The organism is Streptomyces sp. NPDC043176 (assembly GCF_056436715.1).
Map to the genome: position 1 here is coordinate 1 of NZ_JBWKCA010000048.1, position 19,882 is coordinate 19,882.

The following is a 19,882-nucleotide window of genomic DNA, read 5'->3' on the forward strand; positions in this document are numbered from 1 at the left end:
GGCTCAAGCCGGGCCCACTGGCCGTTCGTCAGATCACCACGTCCCACGACAGGTGATCATCGACGAACAAGATCCACTTTCGCAACAGACCCTAGGGGGCCCACTATCCACGAGCCCTACGGGTCCTTACGGGATCTACAGGTCCTACAGGTCCTACGACGACAGCGAAGGTGCCAGGTAGGCGTGGAGCAGGAGGCGCGTCTCGTCCACGAGCGCCGGATCGCCCGAGGGATCGGCGCGGAAGGCGAGCCGGACGAGGGCGTCGGCGGTCTCGACGCCGACGAGGACCTTCCGACGCAGGTCGTCGTCGGCCGTGCGGCCGAGGTGGGCGGCGAGGAGCGCGCAGATCCGTTCGGCGACCAGGCGGTTGGGGTCCTCGGCGAACCCGTCGCCGCCGTCCTCGTCCGCGCCGCCGGCTGTCTCGCCGGAGCCTTCGGAGCTCTCCGGGCCGCCCCCTGGGCCGCCACCGGGGCCCTCGTCGGGCGCGGCGGCGGGCACGCCGAAATCGACGAGCGCGAACCCGGGGACGGTCCGCTTCATGGCGATGAACTCGTCGAGGACGCCGTCGATCGCGCTGTGGGCGTCCAGCAGGGGCGTCGCCGCGAAGCGGGTGGAGATCCGCTCGGCGTACTGGTCGAGGTTCCGGTGGGCCAGGGCGGCGACCATCGCCCGCTTGTTGCCGAAGAAGCGGTAGACGGAGCCGATGGGGACCCCGGCGCGGACGGCGACGGCGCGGGTGCTCAGCTGCTCGTACCCGGTCTCGTCGAGGAGTACGGCGCAGGCGTCGAGGATCCGGGCGAGCCGCTCGGCGCTGCGCTGCTGCACGGGGGTGCGACGGAGCACCGGGGGTGTCTGGGGGCTGGTCTGGGGCACGGGGACCATGATGCCGCTCCGGTCGGGGGTCGGGCGAAGCCGGGCCTCAGGCGATGAGCAGCCCGATGCCGCCGAGGGTGTACGCGATCATCAGCACGAACAGCGGGAGTTGGCCGGCGACCGCCCGGTCGGGCGGGAAGAGCCGCACCGACCGGTCGTGGGCGGCGACGACGCCGAGGACGTGCCCGGTGACGATCGCGGCGACCTGGAGGGTCGCGAGGCCTCCGGGACCCAGCAGCGGGGCGGGGGCGAGGGCGTTGTCAGTGCCCGCTGCCATGATGACTGTGCGTGGCCCTTCGGTGACGAAGAGCGAGAAGTAGTGGGCGACGAGGTAGCCGAGGGCGATGGGCAGGAGCGAGTGGGCGAAGGAGGTGAGCGGGGTGGTGAGGTCGCGGTTCGTCAGGCGCAGGGCTCCCGCGCAGAGGCCGTAACAGGTGGCGGCGAGGGCGACGGCGGCGAGGAGGCCGAGCGTGGCGGTGGCGGTGGGGCCGAGGGGCGAGGTCTGGAGGGTGGTGATCCAGCGGGGGTTGTCGGAGAGGCCGTCGTAGGCGGTGGAGCCGAGGAGGACGCAGACGGTGGCGACGAGACCGGGGGTCTGGGGCGTGGAGTCGAGGCTGTGGAAGGGGGAGCGCAGGACGAGCCGGCCGTCGGCGCGGCGGCCGAGCGGGGAGAGCCGGGCGAGGAGGGAGGAGTAGACCTCGAAGGGGTCGGCATGGGCGAACCACCGGTCGCCGTGGCGGGCGGCGCCGACGAGCTGGACGGCGGTGTGGACGGCGAGGGCGATCAGGAGGGTGGTGGTGGAGGCGTTGTCGGGCGCGACCAGTTCGAGCCAGGTGAAGAGGAGAAGCCCGACGGCGGCGGGGCGGATGCCGAGCGCGGCGGGCAGTGGACGGGGGTGTCGCGGCGGGCGGAGGCCGTGGACGGCGCGCAGGGGGTTGAGGAGGCGCCAGACGGGACCGAGGAGAAGGGAGGCGGGGACGAGACCGACCCAGAGCAACACGTAGAGCGCGCCGGGCGCGGGGTTGCGGTCCGGGTCGTCGGGGCCGAGGAGGAGGTGGAGGACGAACAGCAGGGCGGCCGCGGCGCCGAGGAGACGGAGGGCCGTGCGGGTGGCCGGCGCGTCGGCCACCCGTTGGAGAGGGGCGGGGAGCGGGCACCCGGCCAGGTCTCCGCGAAAGCGGGAGGACGACCAGAGGAGCCCGAGGGCGAGGAAGGAGACGAGGAGTGCGGTGAAGGCGCCGGCGTAGGCGTAGAAGGGTGAGAGGGGGAGGTCGTGCCGGGAGCCCACGCCGTGGGCGAGCGGGAGTCCGAGCGACTCGGCGTGGGCGTGGGCGGCGGTTACGGGAAGGGGGACGGCGGTCATCGGACGACGAGTTGGGTCAGCACGAGTCCGGACTCGTGCGTCTCGACCTCGAAGAGACCGGTGCGGTCGGCGAGGAGGGTGAGCGTGGCGGGGATGCCCGGCGAGAGGCGCACTTCGCGGTCGTAGCCGTGCACGTGGACGGTGTCGGCGCGGTCCCCGGTGACACGGAGGGTGAGCCGTTCGCCCTTCTTCAACTCGATGCGGGAGGGGGGTGGTTCGACGGTCTTCCCGGTGATGGTGAGGGTGACCGTCCGTCCGGCGTCGGCCGGCGGGGGGCTCGTCGGCGCCGGGGATGCGGGGGTGCCGGGGGCTGATGGGGCGGCGGAGGTGCCGGGGGATGTGGAGGTGCCGGGGGCGGCGGAGGTCTCGGGAGCGGCAGAGGTGTCGGGGCCGCCGTCCAGGCGCACGGTGACCTGGACGGGGGTTCCGGCGACGGCCCAGACCGTGTGGTCGTCCGCGTGGAGCCGGACGGTCAGGGTGTGTGCGCCGGGTGGCACGTACCCCCAGGGGCCGTACATGCGGGCGGTCTCCCGGCCGTCCACCAGGAGGCGGGCGTGCCCTCGGCCCGGGAGGGCCGCGCCGCCGGTGCTGTCGGGGGTGAACCGGAACCTCTCCACGGTGAGGTGGACGTTCCAGCCGCCCTCGGGGTCGGGGCGGGCCTCGGCCCTGACGGTGGGCGCGTCCGCCGCCGGGAGCTCCCTGAGCCGGTGGCCGCGCTCGTCCTTGGCAGGGAGGAGGGTGCCGCTGCCGCCGGTGGCCTCCTGATGGGTGGTGCCCGGCTTGTGGTGGGTGGTGGCCCGGCCGCCGCAGCCCGTGAGGGCCAGCGCGGCGGCCAGGACGACCGTGAGTGAGAGGAGGGGCGTCACCCCGCGCGCCCGCGTCACGCCGTACCGCCCGCGGGTCGGTCGGTGGCGGACGTGTCCGCGGGGCGGTCGGTGGCGGACGTGTCCGCGGGGCGGTCGGTGGCGGACGTGTCCGCGGGGCGGTCGGTGGCGGACACGTTCCTGGGGCGGTCGGGGGTGGACGCGTCCGTGGGGTGGTCCGTGGCGGAGGGAGCCGCGGGGAGGGTGGCGGAGGGCTCGGTCGTGGAGGCGTCCGTGGGGGCGGCGGCCGGTTCGGACGGGCGGGTGCCGGCGGCGATGACGGCCCAGAGGACCCAGACGATGCCGAGGAGGAGGCGGAGCCAGGCGGGACTGAGGGGGATGCCGGGCACCATGAGGACGGCCTTGTCGAAGGCGTCGAGGAGGGTGGCGGCACCGAGGACCAGGGTGGTCCAGGCGAGGGCGGGGCGGGTGGGCCGCAGGGCGAGGCCGATGAGGGTCCACCAGATCCCGGTGAGGAGCAGTGCGAGGGCGGGGACGAAGGTCGGGGTGAGGGCGAGGGTCGAACCCACCACGTCGAGGGTCAGGCCCGTGAGACCGATGAGGGTGGCCACGCCGGCGAGCCGGTCGGCGCGGAGCCGGCGCCACCACAGGGCGCAGCCGGCGAGGGCGAGGAGGAGGGCGCTGCCGAGGGCGAGCTGGGTCTCGACGCGCTGGAGCCCACGGGCGCCGTACCAGTCGCAGCCGGCCGGGAGACGGCGTGCCTGGACGTTGTAGTCGGCGCAGACGAGGAGCTGGGCGAGTTTGACGGGTTCGCCGAAGAGACGGTCGGTGTTGCCGGAGACGTCGCCGCGGCGGGCTCCGCAGCCGGGGAGGGCGCCGGGGGTGGTGGCGCCGGCGCCGGACTGCCAGCAGTTGCCGCTGCCCTGGCCGTCCCACCAGACCTCGGTGCGGTTGGGGCGGGCGTTGCCGGCCTTGTCGACGCCGAGGTGGTTGCCGGCGTAGCGGTTGTGGTGCGAGGTGTCGGTCTGCTTGCCCCAGGCGGACTCGCCGCGGATGAAGGCGGGGACGGCGCTGAGGAAGAACGCGGCGCGCTGGTGGCCGTAGATCCAGTTGTCCTCGTAGAGGTTCCAGTTGCCGCCGGCGGTGATGATGCCGGTGCCGGGAGGCATCGAGATCTGGGGGCAGACGACGCCCTGTTCGTAGCCGCGTTCGACGGGCGGCTTGGCGCAGGTGCCGTCGGCGACGTACGGGTAGTAGTTCTGGTTGTTGTCGTGGATCAGGTTGCGTTCGAAGCGGGCGTGGTTCTGGGGCAGTCCGGGGTGGCCGGGGAAGGCGGAGTCCATGGAGGCGCCGCCCATGTTGTGGTCGAGCTCGTTGTCGTGGACCCAGACGGAGTCCCCTGCGGTGCCGGAGTAGCCGACCATGTTGTGGTGGCTGCGGCAGCCGGTGATCTCGATGGAGTAGCGGGGGACGTCGAAGCCGTAGCCGTCGTTGATGTTCGAGGCCGAGCCGGGGTAGATGCCGGAGTCGCCGTTCCCGTAGGACTCGCAGTTCTTGTAGAGGCCGTGGTCGGAGGCGAAGGTGAGGAAGCCGTACTCGTCGTTCCAGCGGGTGAGGACGTCGTCGATGACGAAGCCGTCGGCGGCGAGGACGTACAGCGAGTTGAAGGTGGTGCGCTGGGCGGTGAAGTTGCGGAAGTAGACGCCGTCGGAGCCGTCCGCCCTGAGGGCGTTGAGCTTCTGGTACTTGGCGTCGATGACGACGTCGAGGCGGGAGGCGCCGGTGCCCTCGATCTGGAGGTTCTTCTTGCCGAGGATGGCGACGAGGTTCTGGTTGTGGGGGCAGCTCAGCTGCTGCTCGTAGCTGAGGATCTGGTAGCCGAGCGAGGACCTGGGGGCCTTGAGCCCGGCGCACTCGCCGGTGGGCTGCGGCAGGGAGGGCTCCTCCTCGTACAGGCCGGGGAGGATCGCGATCGTCATCCCCGGCCGGTCGACGGCGTCGACGGCCTGCTGGAGGTGGCGGTACCCGGCGCGCGCGCAGCGTTCGTAGAGGGCGAGGTTGCGGGTCTTGAGGGCGGCCGGGAAGCCGGCGACGCGGCGTTCGAAGTCGGCGCGGTCGGTCTTGCAGACGAGGAGGTCGGGTTCGCCCGTGCGGAGCTTCGGCACGCTGCCGGTGCCGTCGGGCAGGGTGACGGGCCGCTCCTCGTGGGCCTGGGCCCCGGGTGCGGTGAGCAGGGCCGCGGCGAGCGCCGCGAGCACGACCGTGAGCGCGAGAACGAGTCTTCGGGTCCAGGACATGCGCGTGAGAGTAGAGCATTGTTCATCTTTTCTGACCCCCTCGTGCACGGACTCGATGCACGGGCTCGATGCACGGACTCACGCGGGGCCTCACGCGGGGCCTCACGCGGGGACCGCGCAGGAGCGCACATGTACGGGCGCGGACACCTGTACGGACTCGTGCCGAGGTCCGCGAAACCGGGGAGAGATCACATGGAGGCACGTGCCCCGTTGACGGGAGCCGCGCGGAATCCTACGGTCATCCATAGGATTCCCTTGCGGCCTCGGAACAGGGGCTCAGGACAGGAGCGGGCGATGACCACGGAGCAGGCCAGGAAGACGGCCGAGGCGCTCACCTACAGCACCGGTTTCGGCAACGAGCACAGCTCGGAGGCGGTCCCGGGTGCTCTGCCGGACGGCCGCAACTCGCCGCAGCGCGCGCCCCTCGGCCTCTACGCCGAGCAGCTCAGCGGCAGCGCCTTCACCGAGCCGCGGTCCCACAACCGCCGCTCCTGGCTCTACCGGATCCGCCCGTCGGCGGCCCACCCGCCGTTCACCCGGACCGACAACGGCGCGCTGCGCGGCGCCCCCTTCACCGAGACCGTGCCCGACCCCAACCGGCTGCGCTGGAACCCGCTGCCGGACCCGGCACCCGGCACCGACTGGCTGGCCGGCCTGTGGACCCTCGGCGGGAACGGCGACGCGGCCCAGCGGACCGGCATGGCGGTGCACCTCTACCACGCCAACGCGTCCATGGAGCGGGTCTTCGGCGACGCGGACGGCGAGCTGCTGATCGTCCCGGAGCGCGGCGGTCTGCTGCTCCGCACCGAGCTGGGCCTGCTCGCCGCGTACCCGGGCGAGGTCGCGCTGATCCCCCGCGGGGTCCGGTTCCGCGTCGAGCTGCTCGACGAGACCGCCCGCGGCTACGTGTGCGAGAACTACGGCGCCCCCTTCCAGCTCCCCGACCTCGGCCCGATCGGCGCCAACGGCCTGGCCAACGCCCGCGACTTCCGGGCCCCCGTCGCCGCGTACGAGGACGTCGAGGGCCCGGTCGAGGTGGTCAACAAGTACTGCGGCAACCTCTGGTCGGCGACGTACGGCCACTCCCCACTGGACGTCGTCGCCTGGCACGGCAACCACACCCCGTACGTCTACGACCTGCGCCGGTTCAACGTCATCGGGACGATCTCGTACGACCACCCCGACCCGTCGATCTTCACGGTCCTCACCTCGCCCTCCGACACCCCGGGGCTCGCGGGCGTGGACTTCGTGGTCTTCGCCCCGCGCTGGCTGGTCGGCGAGGACACGTTCCGCCCGCCGTACTTCCACCGCAACGTGATGAGCGAGTACATGGGCCTGATCGAGGGCGCCTACGACGCCAAGGCGGAGGGCTTCGTGCCGGGCGGCGGCTCGCTGCACAACATGATGTCCGCGCACGGCCCCGACCGGGAGACCTTCGACAAGGCCAGCGCCGCCGAACTGAAGCCGCAGAAGATCGACGACGGCCTTGCCTTCATGTTCGAGACCCGCTGGCCGATGACCGCGACCTCGCAGGCCGCGGACGCCGACCACCTGCAGAAGGGATACGACGACGTATGGCAGGGTCTGGAGCGCCACTTCCGGCCGTAATGTCTCGGCCGTAAGCCCGTAGCCTTCGTACGGAGAACCCGTGACCGCCTTCGCACCCGACTCGCTGGTCCTGAACCGCAAGCTGCCGCTCTGGTATCAGGTCTCGCAGTCGCTGCGCGCCTCGATACTGGGCCGCACGCCCGATGCCTCGCTGCGACTGCCCACCGAGGAGCAGCTCGCCGCCCACTACGGCGTGAGCGTGCTGACCATGCGCCAGGCCCTCAAGGAGCTGGAGGAGGAGGGGCTGATCAGCCGGCACCGGCGGCGCGGCACGTTCATCGAGCCGGGCGCCCGGCGGTCCACCCCGCGCCGGCTGCTGGGCTCGATCGACACGATCGTGGCCCAGCAGTCGGGCGAGCGGACGACGGTCCTCGGGCACGGCCCCGAACCGGTGCCCGGGGAGCTCGCGGAGTACTTCCCGGACGTTCCGGAGGTCGTGGCGTACCGGCGGCTGCGCCGCGACGGGGAGAGCGACGAGCCCACCAACTGGGCGGAGAACGCGGTGCTCCCCGAACTCGCCGCCGCGATCGATCCGGCCGATCTGGTGCGCTGGCCGATGACGAAGGTGCTGCGCGACGTCGTCGGGGTGCGGATCAGCCGCATCACCGACACGGTCGAGGCGCGCCTCGCCGACCCGGAGACGGCGGCCCTCCTCCAGGTCCCGCTGCTCTCCCCGATCCTGCACTACACCGGCGTGACCTACGACGAGGACGGCAGGGTCGTCGACGTGGCCCGCATCCGCTACCGCGGTGATCGCTTCTCCTTCACGGTCACCGTGGGAGCGCAGTGAGGCCACACCTTCGCTGACGACGGCCGCACGGTGGCCACGCGCCTGCACGGTGGCGCCCCGCCCTCACCGACGACGGCCGCACGGTGGCCGCGCGCCCGCACAGTGGCGCCGCCCCCTCACCGACGACGGCCGCGCAGTGACGGCGGCGGCAAGACCACGGGGGGCAGCCGTGAGGGTGGAAGCCCACGGACAGCCGTCGTTAGCATGCGGGGCGTGACGGAAGCCCCCCGCGCCGATGACGAGCCGCCCCTCCTCGACGAGCTGATGCCGTGGTCCGTGGCCCCGCTGCGGTTCGGGCGGCCGTGGATCGTGGCCCCGGACGTCCGCACCCTGCGGGCCCGCTGGGACCGGCTGACGGCGGCCGAGGGAGCCGAGCGGGAGGCGCTGTTCCGGCCGAGCCGGGCGCGTACGCCGGTGAGCGCGGTGGCGGCGCTGCCCGGGCAGCGGACGGGCACGGTGCGCTTCGCCCGCGAGTCCGGCCCGTGCCCGGCGCCGGTGCGGGTCGCGCACGGGCCGTTCGACGAGCAGTGGCTGCTGCCCGACCACCGCCTGATCGACGCCGCCCGCCCGGAACTGTGGCGGGTGGCCGGCGAGCCGCAGCTCTTCGCCGTCGAGCAGGGGTACGTGCCCGGGGCCGCCGGTCCCGCGCTCCTGGTGACCGCCGCCCTGCCCGAGGGCCGTTCCCCGGCGGGCCGCCCGGGCCGCATCCGGCCGCTGTTCCGGCGCCCCGGCGGCCGCGAGCCCAATCTCGCTCCTGGTCTCCTCGCCCTCCTCGGGGAGCGGTACGGGCACGAGGTCGACGCGCGGGAGTGGCTGGCGTGGACGGTGGCGGCGGCCCTCCCCTCCCCCGCCGGGTGCCGGGTGCCGCTGCCGGAGGACCCGGCGGTGTGGGCGGCGGGGGTGGCCCTCGGGCGGGAGCTCGTCGACGTGCAGACGCGCGGCGCCCTCAGCGGGACGAAGCCGCGGCTCCCGGGCGGCCGACGGCCCTATGTGCGGGCGGCGGTTCCGGCCCGGCCGGCGGCCATGACGTACGACCCCCAGGACGAGGTCCTCGGCCTCGACGGCGGCCGCGTCTCCCCCGTACCGGCCGAGGCCTGGGACTACCGGGTCGGCGGGGTCCGGGTCCTCGAGCAGTGGTTCGCGCACCGGACCGCCCGTGCGGAGCCCGGATCGCTGGAGGCGATCGGGCCTGGCGAGTGGCCTCAGGAGTGGACCTCGGAACTCCTCGACCTGATCACCGTCCTGGCGCTGCTCGGGACCCGCGAGCCGGAACGGTCGGCGCTGGCCGAGCGCACGACACCGCCCGCCGACGGGCGCTTCGGCGCCGCCGCCCTCCGCGAAGCCGGAATCCTGCCGCCGCCGGATCGCGCCCGCCGCCCGGCGTCCGTGCTCGACCACCAGGAGGAGGGCCCGGAGGGGCAGTTCATGCTCCTGTGACGCGGCCTCCCCCGGCGGGCGGCGCGAAGGACTCCAGGAGACGGCCGAGGGTCATCGCGAAGACCTCGTCCGCGTCGACGGGGGCGGCGGGGGCCTCGGCGAGCAGTCCGGCGAGGTGCGGGCAGCACCCGGTCGCCGTCTGCCCCATGAGGCTCGCGTGACATACCTCCTGATGACAGGAGCCGGACCGGCAGGGTAGGCAGGGCTGTCATGAGCACCCAGCCACTTCCCCTCGAAGGGGTCACGGTCGTCGCCGTCGAACAGGCCGTGGCCGCCCCCTTCGCCACCCGGCAGCTCGCCGACCTCGGCGCCCGTGTCGTCAAGATCGAGCGTCCGGACGGCGGGGACTTCGCCCGCGGCTACGACACGGCGGCGCGCGGCCTCGCCTCCCACTTCGTGTGGTGCAACCGCGGCAAGGAGTCCGTGGCCGTCGACCTCAAGGACCCCCGGGGCCTCGCCCTCGTCCGGCGGATGGTGGCCGGTGCCGACGTCTTCGTGCAGAACCTCGCGCAGGGGGCCGCCGCCCGCCTCGGCCTCGACGCCGCCACGCTCTGCGCCGCGCACCCGTGGCTGATCGCCGTGGACGTCTCGGGATACGGCGCGGCGGGACCGTACGCGCACAGGCGGGCGTACGACATGCTCGTCCAGTGCGAGGCGGGTCTGGTGTCGGTGACCGGCACCCCGGAACAGCCGGTCAAGTCCGGGATCCCGGCCGCCGACATCGCGGCCGGGATGTACGCCTTCTCGGGCGTCCTCGCCGCCCTCGTCCGGCGCGGCACCACCGGCCGGGGCGGTCCGGTGGAGGTCTCCCTGCTCGACTCGCTGGCCGAGTGGATGGGCCATCCGCTGCACCACGGGGCCCACGGCGGCGCCGCCCCGGCGCGTACGGGACTCGCCCACGCGGTCATCGCCCCGTACGACGCCTATCCGACGGCCGACGGCGGCCTGGTGCTGCTCTCGGTGCAGAACGACCGGGAGTGGCGGCGGCTCGCCGAGCAGGTCCTCGGCCGGCCCGGTCTCGCCGACGATCCGGCGTTCGCGACCAACACCGCGCGAGTGGCGGGGCGCGCGGCGACGGACGCGGTCGTGGCGGAGGCGCTGGCCCCGCTGACGGCCGCCGAGGCGCTCGCCGGGCTCGACGCGGCGGGCATCGCCTGCGCCCGCCTCAACTCGGTGGCCGAGCTCGCGGACCATCCCCAGCTGACGGCCCGGGACCGCTGGCGGGAAGTGGAATCGCCGGTCGGACCGCTGCGCTCGCTGCTGCCGCCGATCGTCTTCCCGGACGCGCCGGAGCCGCGCATGGACCGGATCCCGGCCCTCGGACAGGACACCGACACCGTGCTCGCCGAACTCGGCGTGACGGAGGCGGAGCTGAAGGAGCTGCGGAGCACCGGCGTGATCGCCTGACGGGGAACCGGGCACGGGCCGCCGGGCGCCACGGCGCTCCGGACACGACTGAACGCCGGACGGGCGGGGACACGTCCGGCGTAGTCGCAGTCGGGGCCGGTCGGGCGGCCCGGGGTGTCGCCAGGGGTGTCTTGTCGATCAGCCTGGCATGATCGGCAAGACGCCCCCTAGCGGCGCGCGCCGAAGAGCGAGCGGCGGAGTCGGCGGAGCGGGGCGAAGAGGGAGACCCGCGCACTGCGGCTGCGGTGACCGTGCACCGCCGGCTCGTGTGTACGCGCCGTGAGTTCCCGCATCAGCAGCGTCGCCTCGGCCACCTCGCGCTGGGGCACGGCGGGGCCGCCGAGCACCGCGAGATGGCGGTCCAGTCGCGAACTGGTCGCGCTGCTCCCGCAGGTGATGGCAGGCACTCGCGGCCTGCTGCGCATTGCTATCTGTTCCATGTCACTCCCCACCCGTACAAGGGCACCCGGCCCGGGCAGGTTAACCCTATCGCCCCACCGTCACACGCGTGTATCCCGCCGACGGGATTCACCGCACCCGTACGGGGGTTGACGGTCACTGTCCGAATCCATCTGATTCCAGGGCGAGTTGGACAGCACTCGAACACCTGCCGAACCGTCACGAACCATCCTGCACTCCCGACCCGCCGCCGCGGCCACGAAGGCCGGTGTGATCTCCGACACCAAGATCGTCGCAGCGCTCCCGGCGACGGACCGGGGGCAGGAGGGCACCCCTCGGGCTACCGTGGTCCCATGACGGTGATCGCGGGTCGTTACCGGCTTCTGGACGTCCTCGCCGAGGGGGCGACGGGCACCGTCTGGCGCGCCCTGGACGAGACACGCGGGCACGAGGTCGCCCTCAAGGAGCTGCGGGTCCCGGACGGCGTCCCCGCCGACGACGTTCCCCTCCTTTACGCGCGCCGCGAGCGCGAGGCGCGCGCGGCGGCACGGCTCTCCCATCCCTCCGTGGTGGCCGTCCACGGCGTCGCCACCGAGGACGGCCGGCCCTGGGTGGTGATGGAACTGGTCCGCGGCCTCACGCTCGCCGAGACCCTCGAAGCGAGCGGCCCGCTGCCCCCGCGCGAGGCCGCGCGCGTCGGCCTCCAGGTCCTCGGCGCCCTGCGCGCCGCCCGGGAGGCGGGCGTCCCGCACCGGGGCGTGACGCCGGAGCACGTCCTGCTCGGCAACGACGGCCGGGTGGTCGTCACGGGCTTCGGCACCGACCCGAGCGCCGGCGCGGGTCCGGGCGCCGGTCCGGTCACCGGAGCCGACGGCGCGACCGGCACGGCGGGTACGGCGGGTACGACGGGTACGCCAGGGGCGACCGGCACGGCGGGTACGGCGGGTAAGCCAGGTGCGGGTGCTGCGGGTGCCGCGGCCGACCTGCGGTCGCTCGGCGCGCTGCTCGACGCCACGGCCGGCCACCGGCCCGGCCCTCTGGGCGCCTTGGTCGAGGAGCTGCTGGGCGATACGCCGCCGGGCGGGGAGGCCGTGGCCCCACCGGGCGCCGCGGACCGGATCGAACGGGAACTGGAGCGACTGGCCGGGCGGTCTCCGCGACCCGCGCAGCCGTCCCGTCCGGGGGGCGCAGGCGCGGACAACGACCGCACGGTTCACGGCGGTTCCGCGGCGAGCGGACCGGGGAGCGGCCCCGGAGGCGAAGGGGCGAGCGGACCGGGGAGCGGCCCCGGAGGCGAAGGGGCGAACGGGCCGGGGAGCGGCCCCGGAGGCGAAGGGGCGAACGGGCCGGGAGGCGCGGGCGTCTCCGTTCCCGCCGAGGGCCGGTCTCCGTCCCGGGCCCGGGGCCCCCGGACCGGCGCGCCCCGGCGGGGGCACGTCCTGGTGGCCGGGGTCGCCGGGGTGTTGCTGATCGCGGGTGCGCTGACGTATCAGGCGGTACGGGACGACGGTTCGGGCGCCGGTCCGGGTGGGGGCGGGGCGACGAGCACCGCTCCGGCCGGATCCGGCGCCTCGGGTGCGGGCGAGGGGCCGGTTACACCGCGCCCCTGAAGCTGGGCAGGTAGCCGCCGGACTGGCCGGAGGCGGTCGGGTGGTAGGACTCCCCGATGTTGAGCCAGTTGACGCTGTGGAGCCAGGCGGAGCCCGAACAGATCTCGTGTCCGGTGAAGGCCGGGACGACGCTGGCGAAGGCGAAGCCGTGGTCGGCGGCGCGCTTGGCGACGGCGGCGTTGAGGTAGTCGGAGGCGCCGTTGATGGCGCTGCGCTCGCCCTCACTGAGGCCGGCGATGCAGCTGCCGCTCAGCTGGTAGAAGCGCGGGTAGCCGAGGACGACCACGCGCGCGGCGGGAGCCTTGTTCCTGATGGCGTTGTAGACGGAGTCGAGCTTGCCGGGAAGCGTGGTGTCCACGTAGCTCTTGGCCTGATTCACACGGTTGATGCAGGTGGACTCGGACTGGAGCACACAGGTCGTCATGACGTCGGCGAAACCGGCGTCATTTCCCCCGATCGTGAGGGACACCAGGTCCGTGGCGGCCGAGAGGGGTCCGAGCTGATTGGCGGTCACATCACCCGTTCGGGCGCCCGAGCAGGCGGTGAAGGCGAACGACGAGGGGGCGTTCGCGTTCTTCCACAGCACCGGGTACGCCTTCGTGGAGCGCTTGCAGTCGCCGCTGGCACTGTCGTAACTGCCGGCACCGACGCCGGAGGAGTACGAGTCGCCCAGCGCCACATAGTCGAGTGCGGCGGTCTCGGCGGCCTGCGCGGCGCTCGCCCCGGTGAGGGCGAGGACGGCGCCGAGCAGGAGCGAGGACGAGAGCGCGGTGAATCGGGACAGTCTCATGGAACCTCCCTGTAGCAGGATCTCTGCGTTACCAGGTAGTAGCATCGGATCGCCCTCACCGGAAGTGTTCATGTCAAAAGTGGGGGCGAACGACGGCCGATCCTCCGTCAGTGACCGTCGAGATTCGGCCACTCCAGGAACCGGACCCTCCGCTCCCGCTTTTTGGTCGAACGGAATCGCGACACATTCACACGACAATGCACAGGAGTGCGGCTCCGCCCCCATCGTTCGCCCCGGGTAAACGGATTGATCGAATCCGATCAGGGAGCCCGTGTATCTGATCGGCGCAGCTTCGCCAAAGCGCGGAAAATGGGGCCACAGATCCGGGACTTGCCCCACAGTCTCATTCATCAATACCGTCGTACATCTCACTCACACCGATCCATCACGCAAAGCAGCTCTGGGGAGGGCCTGGCGTCGCGATGGACCGGTCGTGGGGCGCGGTAGGGGGGTGCCGTGCTCGGTGTTCGAACGTGCGCCGAGTCGCGGGTACCGCGCGGCCAGTCATGCCAACTCGCCGATCCTGCAAGGAGATCGCTTCCGTGCGGGCGGGCGGGAACCCCCCTTTCGAACCGGACAGACCACCGGGCGGCCCAAGGGGTGGGCCGCCCACCGGACGAGAGGGAAACCGGACCCATGAGCTCGTTCCTGCGCCCGGCCGTCACGGGCCAAGAAATGACCGACCCGATTCGAATAGCCGCCCAGTACCGGGCCATCACCTCGCATTTGGCGATCACGCCGCCGGTGAGCGTCGTCATTCCCGCAATGAACGAGGCGGAAATCTTTTGTACGTCTTCAAGACGCTGCCGGAATGGATTCACGAAGTCGTCCTCGTCGACGGAAACTCCACGGACGACACCGTGGACGTCGCGCGAGAACTCCGGCCGGACGTCAAGGTCGTGAAGCAGGTCGGCAAGGGCAAGGGCGACGCGCTGATCAGCGGCTTCGCCGCCTGCACGGGCGACATCATCGTCATGGTCGACGCGGACGGCTCCGCCGACGGCCAGGAGATCGTCTCCTACGTCGCCGCCCTCGTCGGGGTGCCGACTTCGCCAAGGGCTCCCGCTTCGCCAACGGCGGCGGCACCGACGACATGACGACCGTTCGCCGACTCGGCAACTGGGCGCTCTGCACGCTCGTCAACCGCAAGTTCGGCGCCCGTTACACCGACCTCTGCTACGGATACAACGCCTTCTGGCGCCATTGCCTCGACAAGATCACCCTCGACTGCACCGGATTCGAGATCGAGACCCTCATCAACATCCGGGTCGTCAAGGCCGGTCTCAAGGTGCAGGAGGTCGACCACGACGAGCGGCTGCTCTCCCGGCTCACCGAGGAGTACGCGGACGAGCGGCTCCGCGGGGAGGTGCGGGTGCTCGCCAACGCGGGCCCCCGCGGCCTCTCCGCCGGCCGCAACACCGGAATCGCCGCCTCCCGCGGCGACTTCGTGGCCTTCCTCGACGACGACGCCGTCGCCGAGCCGGACTGGCTGCACCACTTCGCCGCCGCCTACGACGACCCCCGTGTGATGGCCGTCGGCGGACGCACCCTGCCCGCCTGGGCCTCGGGACACCGCCCGGCCTGGTTCCCGGAGGAGTTCGACTGGGTGGTCGGCTGTACGTACCGGGGCCTGCCCCCGGGCCGGGTCCCGGTGCGCAACGTGCTCGGCGGCAACGCCTCCTTCCGCCGTACGGCCTTCGACGCGGCGGGCGGCTTCGCCACCGGCATCGGCCGGGACGGCGACCGGCGTCCCCTCGGCTGCGAGGAGACCGAGCTGTGCATCCGGCTCGCCAAGGCGCTGCCCGGGGCAGTCCTGCTCATCGACGACCGGGCGGTCATCCACCACAAGGTGCCCGCCGCCCGCGAGCGCTTCCGCTACTTCCGCACCCGGGTGTACGCCGAAGGGCTCTCCAAGGCACTGGTCGCCCGGAGCGTCGGCACGCAGAAGGGCCTGGAGTCCGAGCGGCGCTACACGACCCGGGTGCTGCCCGCCGGGGTGCTCCGCGGCGCGGCCGACGCGCTGCGCGGCCGCTTCGGCGGCGCGGGCCGCGCCGGGGCCATCCTGACCGGCGTGACCCTCGCGGCCGGCGGATACGCGCTCGGGCAGCTGCGGGCCCGGCGGGGCGGGACCACGTTCTCCTGGGGTCCCATCGAACCGGCGCCCGAGACGGGCGGCACCGGGGCCGTACGCGAAGCCGCGCGGGGTGCGGAAGGAGCCGTCGCGTGACCGGGGCCGGGGCGGAAGGGGCGCGGGCCGCCGTGCCCATCCTGATGTACCACGCCGTCGACCGGGACCCGGCACCCGCCACCCGGGGCCTCTCGGTCACCCCGGAGGCCTTCGCGGCGCAGATGGAGGTGGTCGCCGAGCGCGGGTTCACACCGCTGACGACCGCGGGACTCGCCGCGGCCTGGCGCTCCGGCGGACCGCTGCCCGCCCGGCCGCTCCTCGTCACCTTCGACGACGGGTACGAGGGCATGCACCGGCACGCGCTGCCGGTGCTCGCCAAGCACTCCTTCGCGAGCACCGTCTTCGTCTCCACGGGCTGGCTCCGGGGGAAGCACGACGGGGGCGGCGCGCTCGACACGATGCTCGACTGGGCCCAGGTGCGCGAACTGGCCGACGCCGGGACGGAGATCGGCGGGCACAGCCACACCCATCCGCAGCTCGACCAGCTCGACGCGCGGCGGCTGCGCTTCGAGGCGCTGCGCTGCCACGAGATCGTCGGCGAGGAGCTCGGGACCGCCCCCGTCTCCTTCGCCTATCCGTACGGGTACTCCAGCCGCCGGGTCCGCCACGCGGTCCGGGAGGCCGGGTTCGCGCAGGCGCTCGCCGTCGGCAACGCGCTGGCCCGCCGCCGCCAGGGGCCGTACGCGCTGGAGCGGGTGACCGTGCGCCGGTCCACCGGCCTCCAGGAGTTCACCCGGCTCGTGGAGGGCCGGGCCGTCGCACGGAACTTCGCGGCGGACCGGGCCATGACGAAGGGGTTCGCGCTGGCGCGACGCGCCCGGGGCGCGGTGCGAGGCCACTGGATCTGACGTGACGCCAGGACGGGCTCCCAGGACGGGCCGCCGGGACGTGACGCCAGGGCCGACCGCCGGGGCGTGACGTCCGGACCGACCGCCAGGACGGGCCCCCGGGACGTGACGCCAGGGCCGACCGCCAGGGCGTGACGTCCGGACCGGCCGCATGGGGCGGACTGCCCGGACGGGCGCGGCGGCGGGCCGTCCGACCGCCGTCACGGCGTACGGCCATGCCGGCGACCGGGGAGAAGACCCCCTTCAAAACACGGTGCACGGAATGCCCGGTTGCCGGATCATGGGCGCCATGGCTGACACCCCACCGGAACCGTCAGAGCCGCAGCGGTCGCTGCCGATCCGGCTCAACCTCGACGACAGCGACTCGCCGTCGGACGTCGTCGACGCGCTGTTCCTCGGCCGCTTCGCGACCGGCGAGCAGCCCCACTCGCACAGCACCACCGTGGACCGGGTGAAGCCCGAGGCGACGTTGCTCCCGGCGGGCGCGCGGGTGCTGCGGGCCGCGAAGGACGACGACCGCAGTGCCGTGCTCGCCGAGGGCGACGGATGGACGCTGCTGATCTCGCGCTGGAACCGGGGTGCGGACGTCACGGTGACGGCCGCCGACGCGGAGCTGGCGGAGCGGATCCTCAAGGAGGCCACCGACGGCGCGAAGGACGAGCCGGAGCCGCAGCCCGAGAACGTGACGATGGGGTTCTGGTACGTGTCCCCCCGGCGCGGCCCGCACCGGACCACCCGGCAGATCAGCGCCGGCACCTGGGACGAGGTGCGGCCCAACTACTCGGCGCCGGTGGCCGAGTCCATGGACCGGCTGATGAAGGTCACCCCGGACTCCATCGCCGGCCGGCTCCTGCTGCTGCACGGCCCGCCGGGGACGGGCAAGACGTCCGCGCTGCGGACCCTGGCCAGGTCCTGGCGCGACTGGTGCCAGGTGGACTGCGTGCTCGACCCCGAGCGGCTCTTCAACGACGTCGGGTATCTGATGGACATCGCCATCGGCGAGGACGAGGGCACGGCGAAGGGCCGCTGGCGGCTGCTGCTCCTGGAGGACTGCGACGAACTGATCCGGGGCGAGGCGAAGCACACGGCGGGGCAGGCCCTGTCACGGCTGCTCAACCTGACGGACGGTCTGCTCGGGCAGGGGCGCAACGTCCTGGTCGGCGTCACCACCAACGAGGACCTGGAGCGGCTCCACCCGGCCGTCGTCCGCCCGGGCCGCTGCCTGGCCCGCATCGAGGTCGGTCCGTTGACCCGGACGGAGTCGGTGGCGTGGCTCGGACGCGAGGAGGACGTGCCGCGCGAGGGCGCGACGCTGGCGGAGCTGTTCGCGCTCCGCCGCGGCACGTCCCCCGCGGAACTTCCGGAGCCCCGCACGGCGAGCGCGGGACTGTACCTGTAGGGCCCTGTGCCCGAAGGGGCCGGGTTCGGAGGGGCGGGCCCCGTCGGGCCCGCAGGGGTCCGTCCCTCCGGGCCCGCAGGGGCCTGACCCGAGGGGCCTTGTGCGCACACAGGCCCCTGGGCGTCTCAGCTGTCGTAGGCGGCGCGGAGTGCCTCGTTCAGTGCCGCTTCCGCCGCCTCGCGGCTGAGGCCGAGGCGGCGGGCCTCTTCTGCGAACTGGGCGGCGGCGGTGGCGGCCCGGCGGGTGGCGGCGTCGCCGGCGGCCGCGACGAAGGTCCCGTGCCGCCCGCGCGTCTCGATGACCCCGTCCGCCTCCAGCGCCTTGTAGGCCTTGGCGACCGTGTTCGCTGCGAGGCCCAGCTGTTCCGCGAGCCCTCGTACCGTCGGCAGCTTGTATCCGACCGGCAGTCTGCCCGAGCGGGCCCGCTCCGAGATCTGGGCGCGCAGCTGTTCGTACGGAGCGGTGGTGGATCCGTGGTCCACGGCGATGGTGAGTGTCACCCCGCCGATTCTGCCCCCACCCCACCGGAAAATGGGAGGCGGCGGCGCACCCCCGGCCCGTAGCGTGCGGCCACATGACTGTGATCGTCCGTGAGGTGACGGCCGGGGACGCCGAGGGCTTCGCCCGGGTCCGCCGTGCCGCGCTCCCGTTCATGCTCGCGACCGCCGAGCAGTTCGCGTTCGACTGGGCGCACGCCCACCCCGCCGGCCACGAGCGTCCGCTCGTCGCGGTGACCGAGGACGGCGGCATCATCGGTACCGCGCAGGTGCGGATCGCCCATGACGCCCCGGAGCCCGGCATCGGCTCCGTCAACGTGTACGTGGACCCCGCGCACCTGGGGCGCGGCGCCGGGGGGCTGCTGCTGCGCGCCGCCGAGGAGCACCTGGCCGAGCGGGGCGCGCGGACCCTGTACAGCTGGGTCCTGGACACGCCGCAGGACCTCGCCTGGGCCGGCCGCCGGGGGTACACCCCCAGCCGCTCCGCGTACTTCCTCCGGCTCGACCTCGCCACCGCGTCCCTGCCGCCGCTCCAGGCGCCGCCGGCCGGTGTCGAGCTGCTCACGGCGGAGGACTTCGCGGCCGACCCGCGGCCGCTGTTCGAGCTGGACGCGCTGACGACGGCCGACGAGCCGGGCGACGTGGGCATGGAGCTGGACGACTACGCGCACTGGCGGGCGACCACCTGGGAGCATCCGCTGTTCGACCGGGCGCTGACGACGGTCGCGGTGGTGGACGGCGTGCCGGCCGCGTTCAGCGCGGCGCAGACGGACGGCCTCGGCCGGTACTGCTCGGGGATGACGGGCACCTCGCCCGCGTTCCGGGGCCGCGGGCTCGCCAAGCTCGTCAAGAACGCGTCGCTGCACCGGGCCCGCGCGGCCGGCTGTACGGAGGCGTTCACCGGGAACGACACCGGCAACGAGCCGATGCTGGCAGTCAACAAGTGGTTCGGCTACGAGATCGCGGTACGGGAGGTACGGCATGTCCGGACGATCGGTTGAGGTCACCCTGACGAAGGCGGGCCGGACGAAGATCCGCTACCCGGCCGAGGTGCTCACCGAGGACGGCGCCCGGCTCTCGGTGCGTGCCCCGTGGGCGGCCGAGGGCGTGCGGGACTTCGGCTTCGTACGGTTCGAGCCGGGTGACGTGTTCGTGGAGCACTACTGGCGCGACCGCTGGTTCACGGTCAAGGAGGTCTGGTCGGCCGAGGGCGCGCTCAAGGGCTGGTACTGCGACATCACCCGTCCGGCCGTGATCGACGGCTCGGGCGTGGTGGTCGAGGACCTGGACCTGGACCTGTGGGTGTCGGCGGACGGCAGCGAGGTCCTGCGGCTCGACGAGGACGAGTTCGCGGCGAGCGGTCTCGCCGCCTCCGACCCGGAGGCGGCGGCCCGCGCGGTCGTGGCCCTCGACGAGCTCGAACTGCTCGGCCGCCAGGGCCTGATCGACCTGCTGCACTAGGGCCTGTGTGATGTCGTGATCAGTTGCCGGGTTCTGTGCTCTTCGTGGGGTGGAACCCGGTAGGACTGTGGTCGTGACGCGTAGGCAACTC

At 73.4% G+C, this 19,882-nt stretch carries 19 protein-coding genes; 11 read left to right on the forward strand and 8 right to left on the reverse strand.

What is annotated here, in order from left to right; translation table 11 throughout:
* Positions 1 to 153: 153 nt before the first annotated feature.
* The 4 genes from AC067A_RS36995 to AC067A_RS37010 are packed head-to-tail and all read right to left on the reverse strand — an operon-like array spanning position 154 to position 5,357.
* Complete coding sequence (locus AC067A_RS36995) at positions 154 to 882, reverse strand: TetR/AcrR family transcriptional regulator (RefSeq protein WP_479247981.1); 729 nt, start codon at positions 880 to 882, stop codon at positions 154 to 156.
* A gap of 37 nt (positions 883 to 919) precedes the next feature.
* Positions 920 to 2,236: a hypothetical protein gene (locus AC067A_RS37000; RefSeq protein ID WP_479247982.1), complete on the reverse strand. Its 1,317-nt coding sequence runs from the start codon at positions 2,234 to 2,236 to the stop codon at positions 920 to 922.
* Positions 2,233 to 3,120 (reverse strand): cupredoxin domain-containing protein, encoded by an 888-nt coding sequence (locus AC067A_RS37005; RefSeq protein WP_479247984.1) that lies wholly within the window; start codon positions 3,118 to 3,120, stop codon positions 2,233 to 2,235. Before AC067A_RS37005 ends, AC067A_RS37000 begins: the two co-directional genes overlap by 4 nt.
* On the reverse strand, positions 3,117 to 5,357 hold the full coding sequence (locus AC067A_RS37010) for a right-handed parallel beta-helix repeat-containing protein (RefSeq protein ID WP_479247985.1): 2,241 nt from the start codon (positions 5,355 to 5,357) through the stop codon (positions 3,117 to 3,119). Before AC067A_RS37010 ends, AC067A_RS37005 begins: the two co-directional genes overlap by 4 nt.
* A 294-nt stretch (positions 5,358 to 5,651) precedes the next feature.
* Here AC067A_RS37010 and hmgA point away from each other — a divergent pair, with 294 nt between their 5' ends.
* From hmgA to AC067A_RS37025, 3 genes are all read left to right on the forward strand, one after another.
* The gene (gene hmgA, locus AC067A_RS37015) at positions 5,652 to 6,965 is read left to right on the forward strand and encodes a homogentisate 1,2-dioxygenase (protein WP_479247986.1); all 1,314 of its coding nucleotides are present in this window, start codon (positions 5,652 to 5,654) and stop codon (positions 6,963 to 6,965) included.
* A gap of 40 nt (positions 6,966 to 7,005) precedes the next feature.
* Positions 7,006 to 7,755, forward strand: coding sequence for a GntR family transcriptional regulator (locus AC067A_RS37020; RefSeq protein WP_479247988.1), 750 nt, complete (start codon positions 7,006 to 7,008; stop codon positions 7,753 to 7,755).
* 204 nt (positions 7,756 to 7,959) lie between these two features.
* Positions 7,960 to 9,192, forward strand: coding sequence for a type ISP restriction/modification enzyme (locus AC067A_RS37025; protein ID WP_479247989.1), 1,233 nt, complete (start codon positions 7,960 to 7,962; stop codon positions 9,190 to 9,192).
* On the opposite strand, the gene AC067A_RS37030 is transcribed toward AC067A_RS37025, so the two are convergent.
* On the reverse strand, positions 9,179 to 9,340 hold the full coding sequence (locus AC067A_RS37030) for a hypothetical protein (protein WP_479247990.1): 162 nt from the start codon (positions 9,338 to 9,340) through the stop codon (positions 9,179 to 9,181). The genes AC067A_RS37025 and AC067A_RS37030 overlap by 14 nt on opposite strands.
* A gap of 62 nt (positions 9,341 to 9,402) precedes the next feature.
* Here AC067A_RS37030 and AC067A_RS37035 point away from each other — a divergent pair, with 62 nt between their 5' ends.
* Complete coding sequence (locus AC067A_RS37035; protein ID WP_479247991.1) at positions 9,403 to 10,599, forward strand: CaiB/BaiF CoA transferase family protein; 1,197 nt, start codon at positions 9,403 to 9,405, stop codon at positions 10,597 to 10,599.
* A 167-nt stretch (positions 10,600 to 10,766) separates the two neighbouring features.
* Here the strand turns inward: AC067A_RS37035 and AC067A_RS37040 are convergent, their stop codons facing one another.
* Complete coding sequence (locus tag AC067A_RS37040) at positions 10,767 to 11,039, reverse strand: hypothetical protein (protein ID WP_026058652.1); 273 nt, start codon at positions 11,037 to 11,039, stop codon at positions 10,767 to 10,769.
* 312 nt (positions 11,040 to 11,351) lie between these two features.
* On the opposite strand from AC067A_RS37040, the gene AC067A_RS37045 reads away from it, so the two are divergent.
* Positions 11,352 to 12,608, forward strand: a complete 1,257-nt coding sequence (locus AC067A_RS37045) for a protein kinase domain-containing protein (protein WP_479247993.1) — start codon at positions 11,352 to 11,354, stop codon at positions 12,606 to 12,608.
* Here AC067A_RS37045 and AC067A_RS37050 read toward each other — a convergent pair.
* The gene (locus AC067A_RS37050; RefSeq protein WP_479247995.1) at positions 12,592 to 13,398 is read right to left on the reverse strand and encodes an SGNH/GDSL hydrolase family protein; all 807 of its coding nucleotides are present in this window, start codon (positions 13,396 to 13,398) and stop codon (positions 12,592 to 12,594) included. The genes AC067A_RS37045 and AC067A_RS37050 overlap by 17 nt on opposite strands.
* A gap of 785 nt (positions 13,399 to 14,183) precedes the next feature.
* Here AC067A_RS37050 and AC067A_RS37055 point away from each other — a divergent pair.
* The 4 genes from AC067A_RS37055 (at position 14,184) to AC067A_RS37070 (ending at position 17,833) form a co-directional block, all read left to right on the forward strand.
* Positions 14,184 to 14,495, forward strand: a complete 312-nt coding sequence (locus AC067A_RS37055; RefSeq protein WP_479247996.1) for a glycosyltransferase — start codon at positions 14,184 to 14,186, stop codon at positions 14,493 to 14,495.
* Positions 14,492 to 15,625: a glycosyltransferase family 2 protein gene (locus AC067A_RS37060; RefSeq protein ID WP_479247998.1), complete on the forward strand. Its 1,134-nt coding sequence runs from the start codon at positions 14,492 to 14,494 to the stop codon at positions 15,623 to 15,625. The genes AC067A_RS37055 and AC067A_RS37060 overlap by 4 nt, the downstream gene beginning before the upstream one ends.
* A 44-nt stretch (positions 15,626 to 15,669) precedes the next feature.
* Complete coding sequence (locus tag AC067A_RS37065; protein ID WP_479248006.1) at positions 15,670 to 16,434, forward strand: polysaccharide deacetylase family protein; 765 nt, start codon at positions 15,670 to 15,672, stop codon at positions 16,432 to 16,434.
* A gap of 280 nt (positions 16,435 to 16,714) precedes the next feature.
* Positions 16,715 to 17,833, forward strand: a complete 1,119-nt coding sequence (locus AC067A_RS37070; RefSeq protein ID WP_479248000.1) for a DUF5925 domain-containing protein — start codon at positions 16,715 to 16,717, stop codon at positions 17,831 to 17,833.
* Positions 17,834 to 17,958: 125 nt separating this feature from the next.
* Here AC067A_RS37070 and AC067A_RS37075 read toward each other — a convergent pair whose 3' ends face one another.
* A complete protein-coding gene (locus tag AC067A_RS37075) occupies positions 17,959 to 18,333 on the reverse strand; it encodes a GntR family transcriptional regulator (protein ID WP_041128467.1) in 375 nt (124 codons plus the stop codon).
* 74 nt (positions 18,334 to 18,407) lie between these two features.
* On the opposite strand from AC067A_RS37075, the gene AC067A_RS37080 reads away from it, so the two are divergent.
* Positions 18,408 to 19,331 (forward strand): N-acetyltransferase family protein, encoded by a 924-nt coding sequence (locus tag AC067A_RS37080; RefSeq protein WP_479248002.1) that lies wholly within the window; start codon positions 18,408 to 18,410, stop codon positions 19,329 to 19,331.
* On the forward strand, positions 19,312 to 19,791 hold the full coding sequence (locus AC067A_RS37085) for a ribonuclease FAU-1 family protein (protein WP_479248004.1): 480 nt from the start codon (positions 19,312 to 19,314) through the stop codon (positions 19,789 to 19,791). Before AC067A_RS37080 ends, AC067A_RS37085 begins: the two co-directional genes overlap by 20 nt.
* The last annotated feature ends 91 nt before the right edge of the window (positions 19,792 to 19,882 follow it).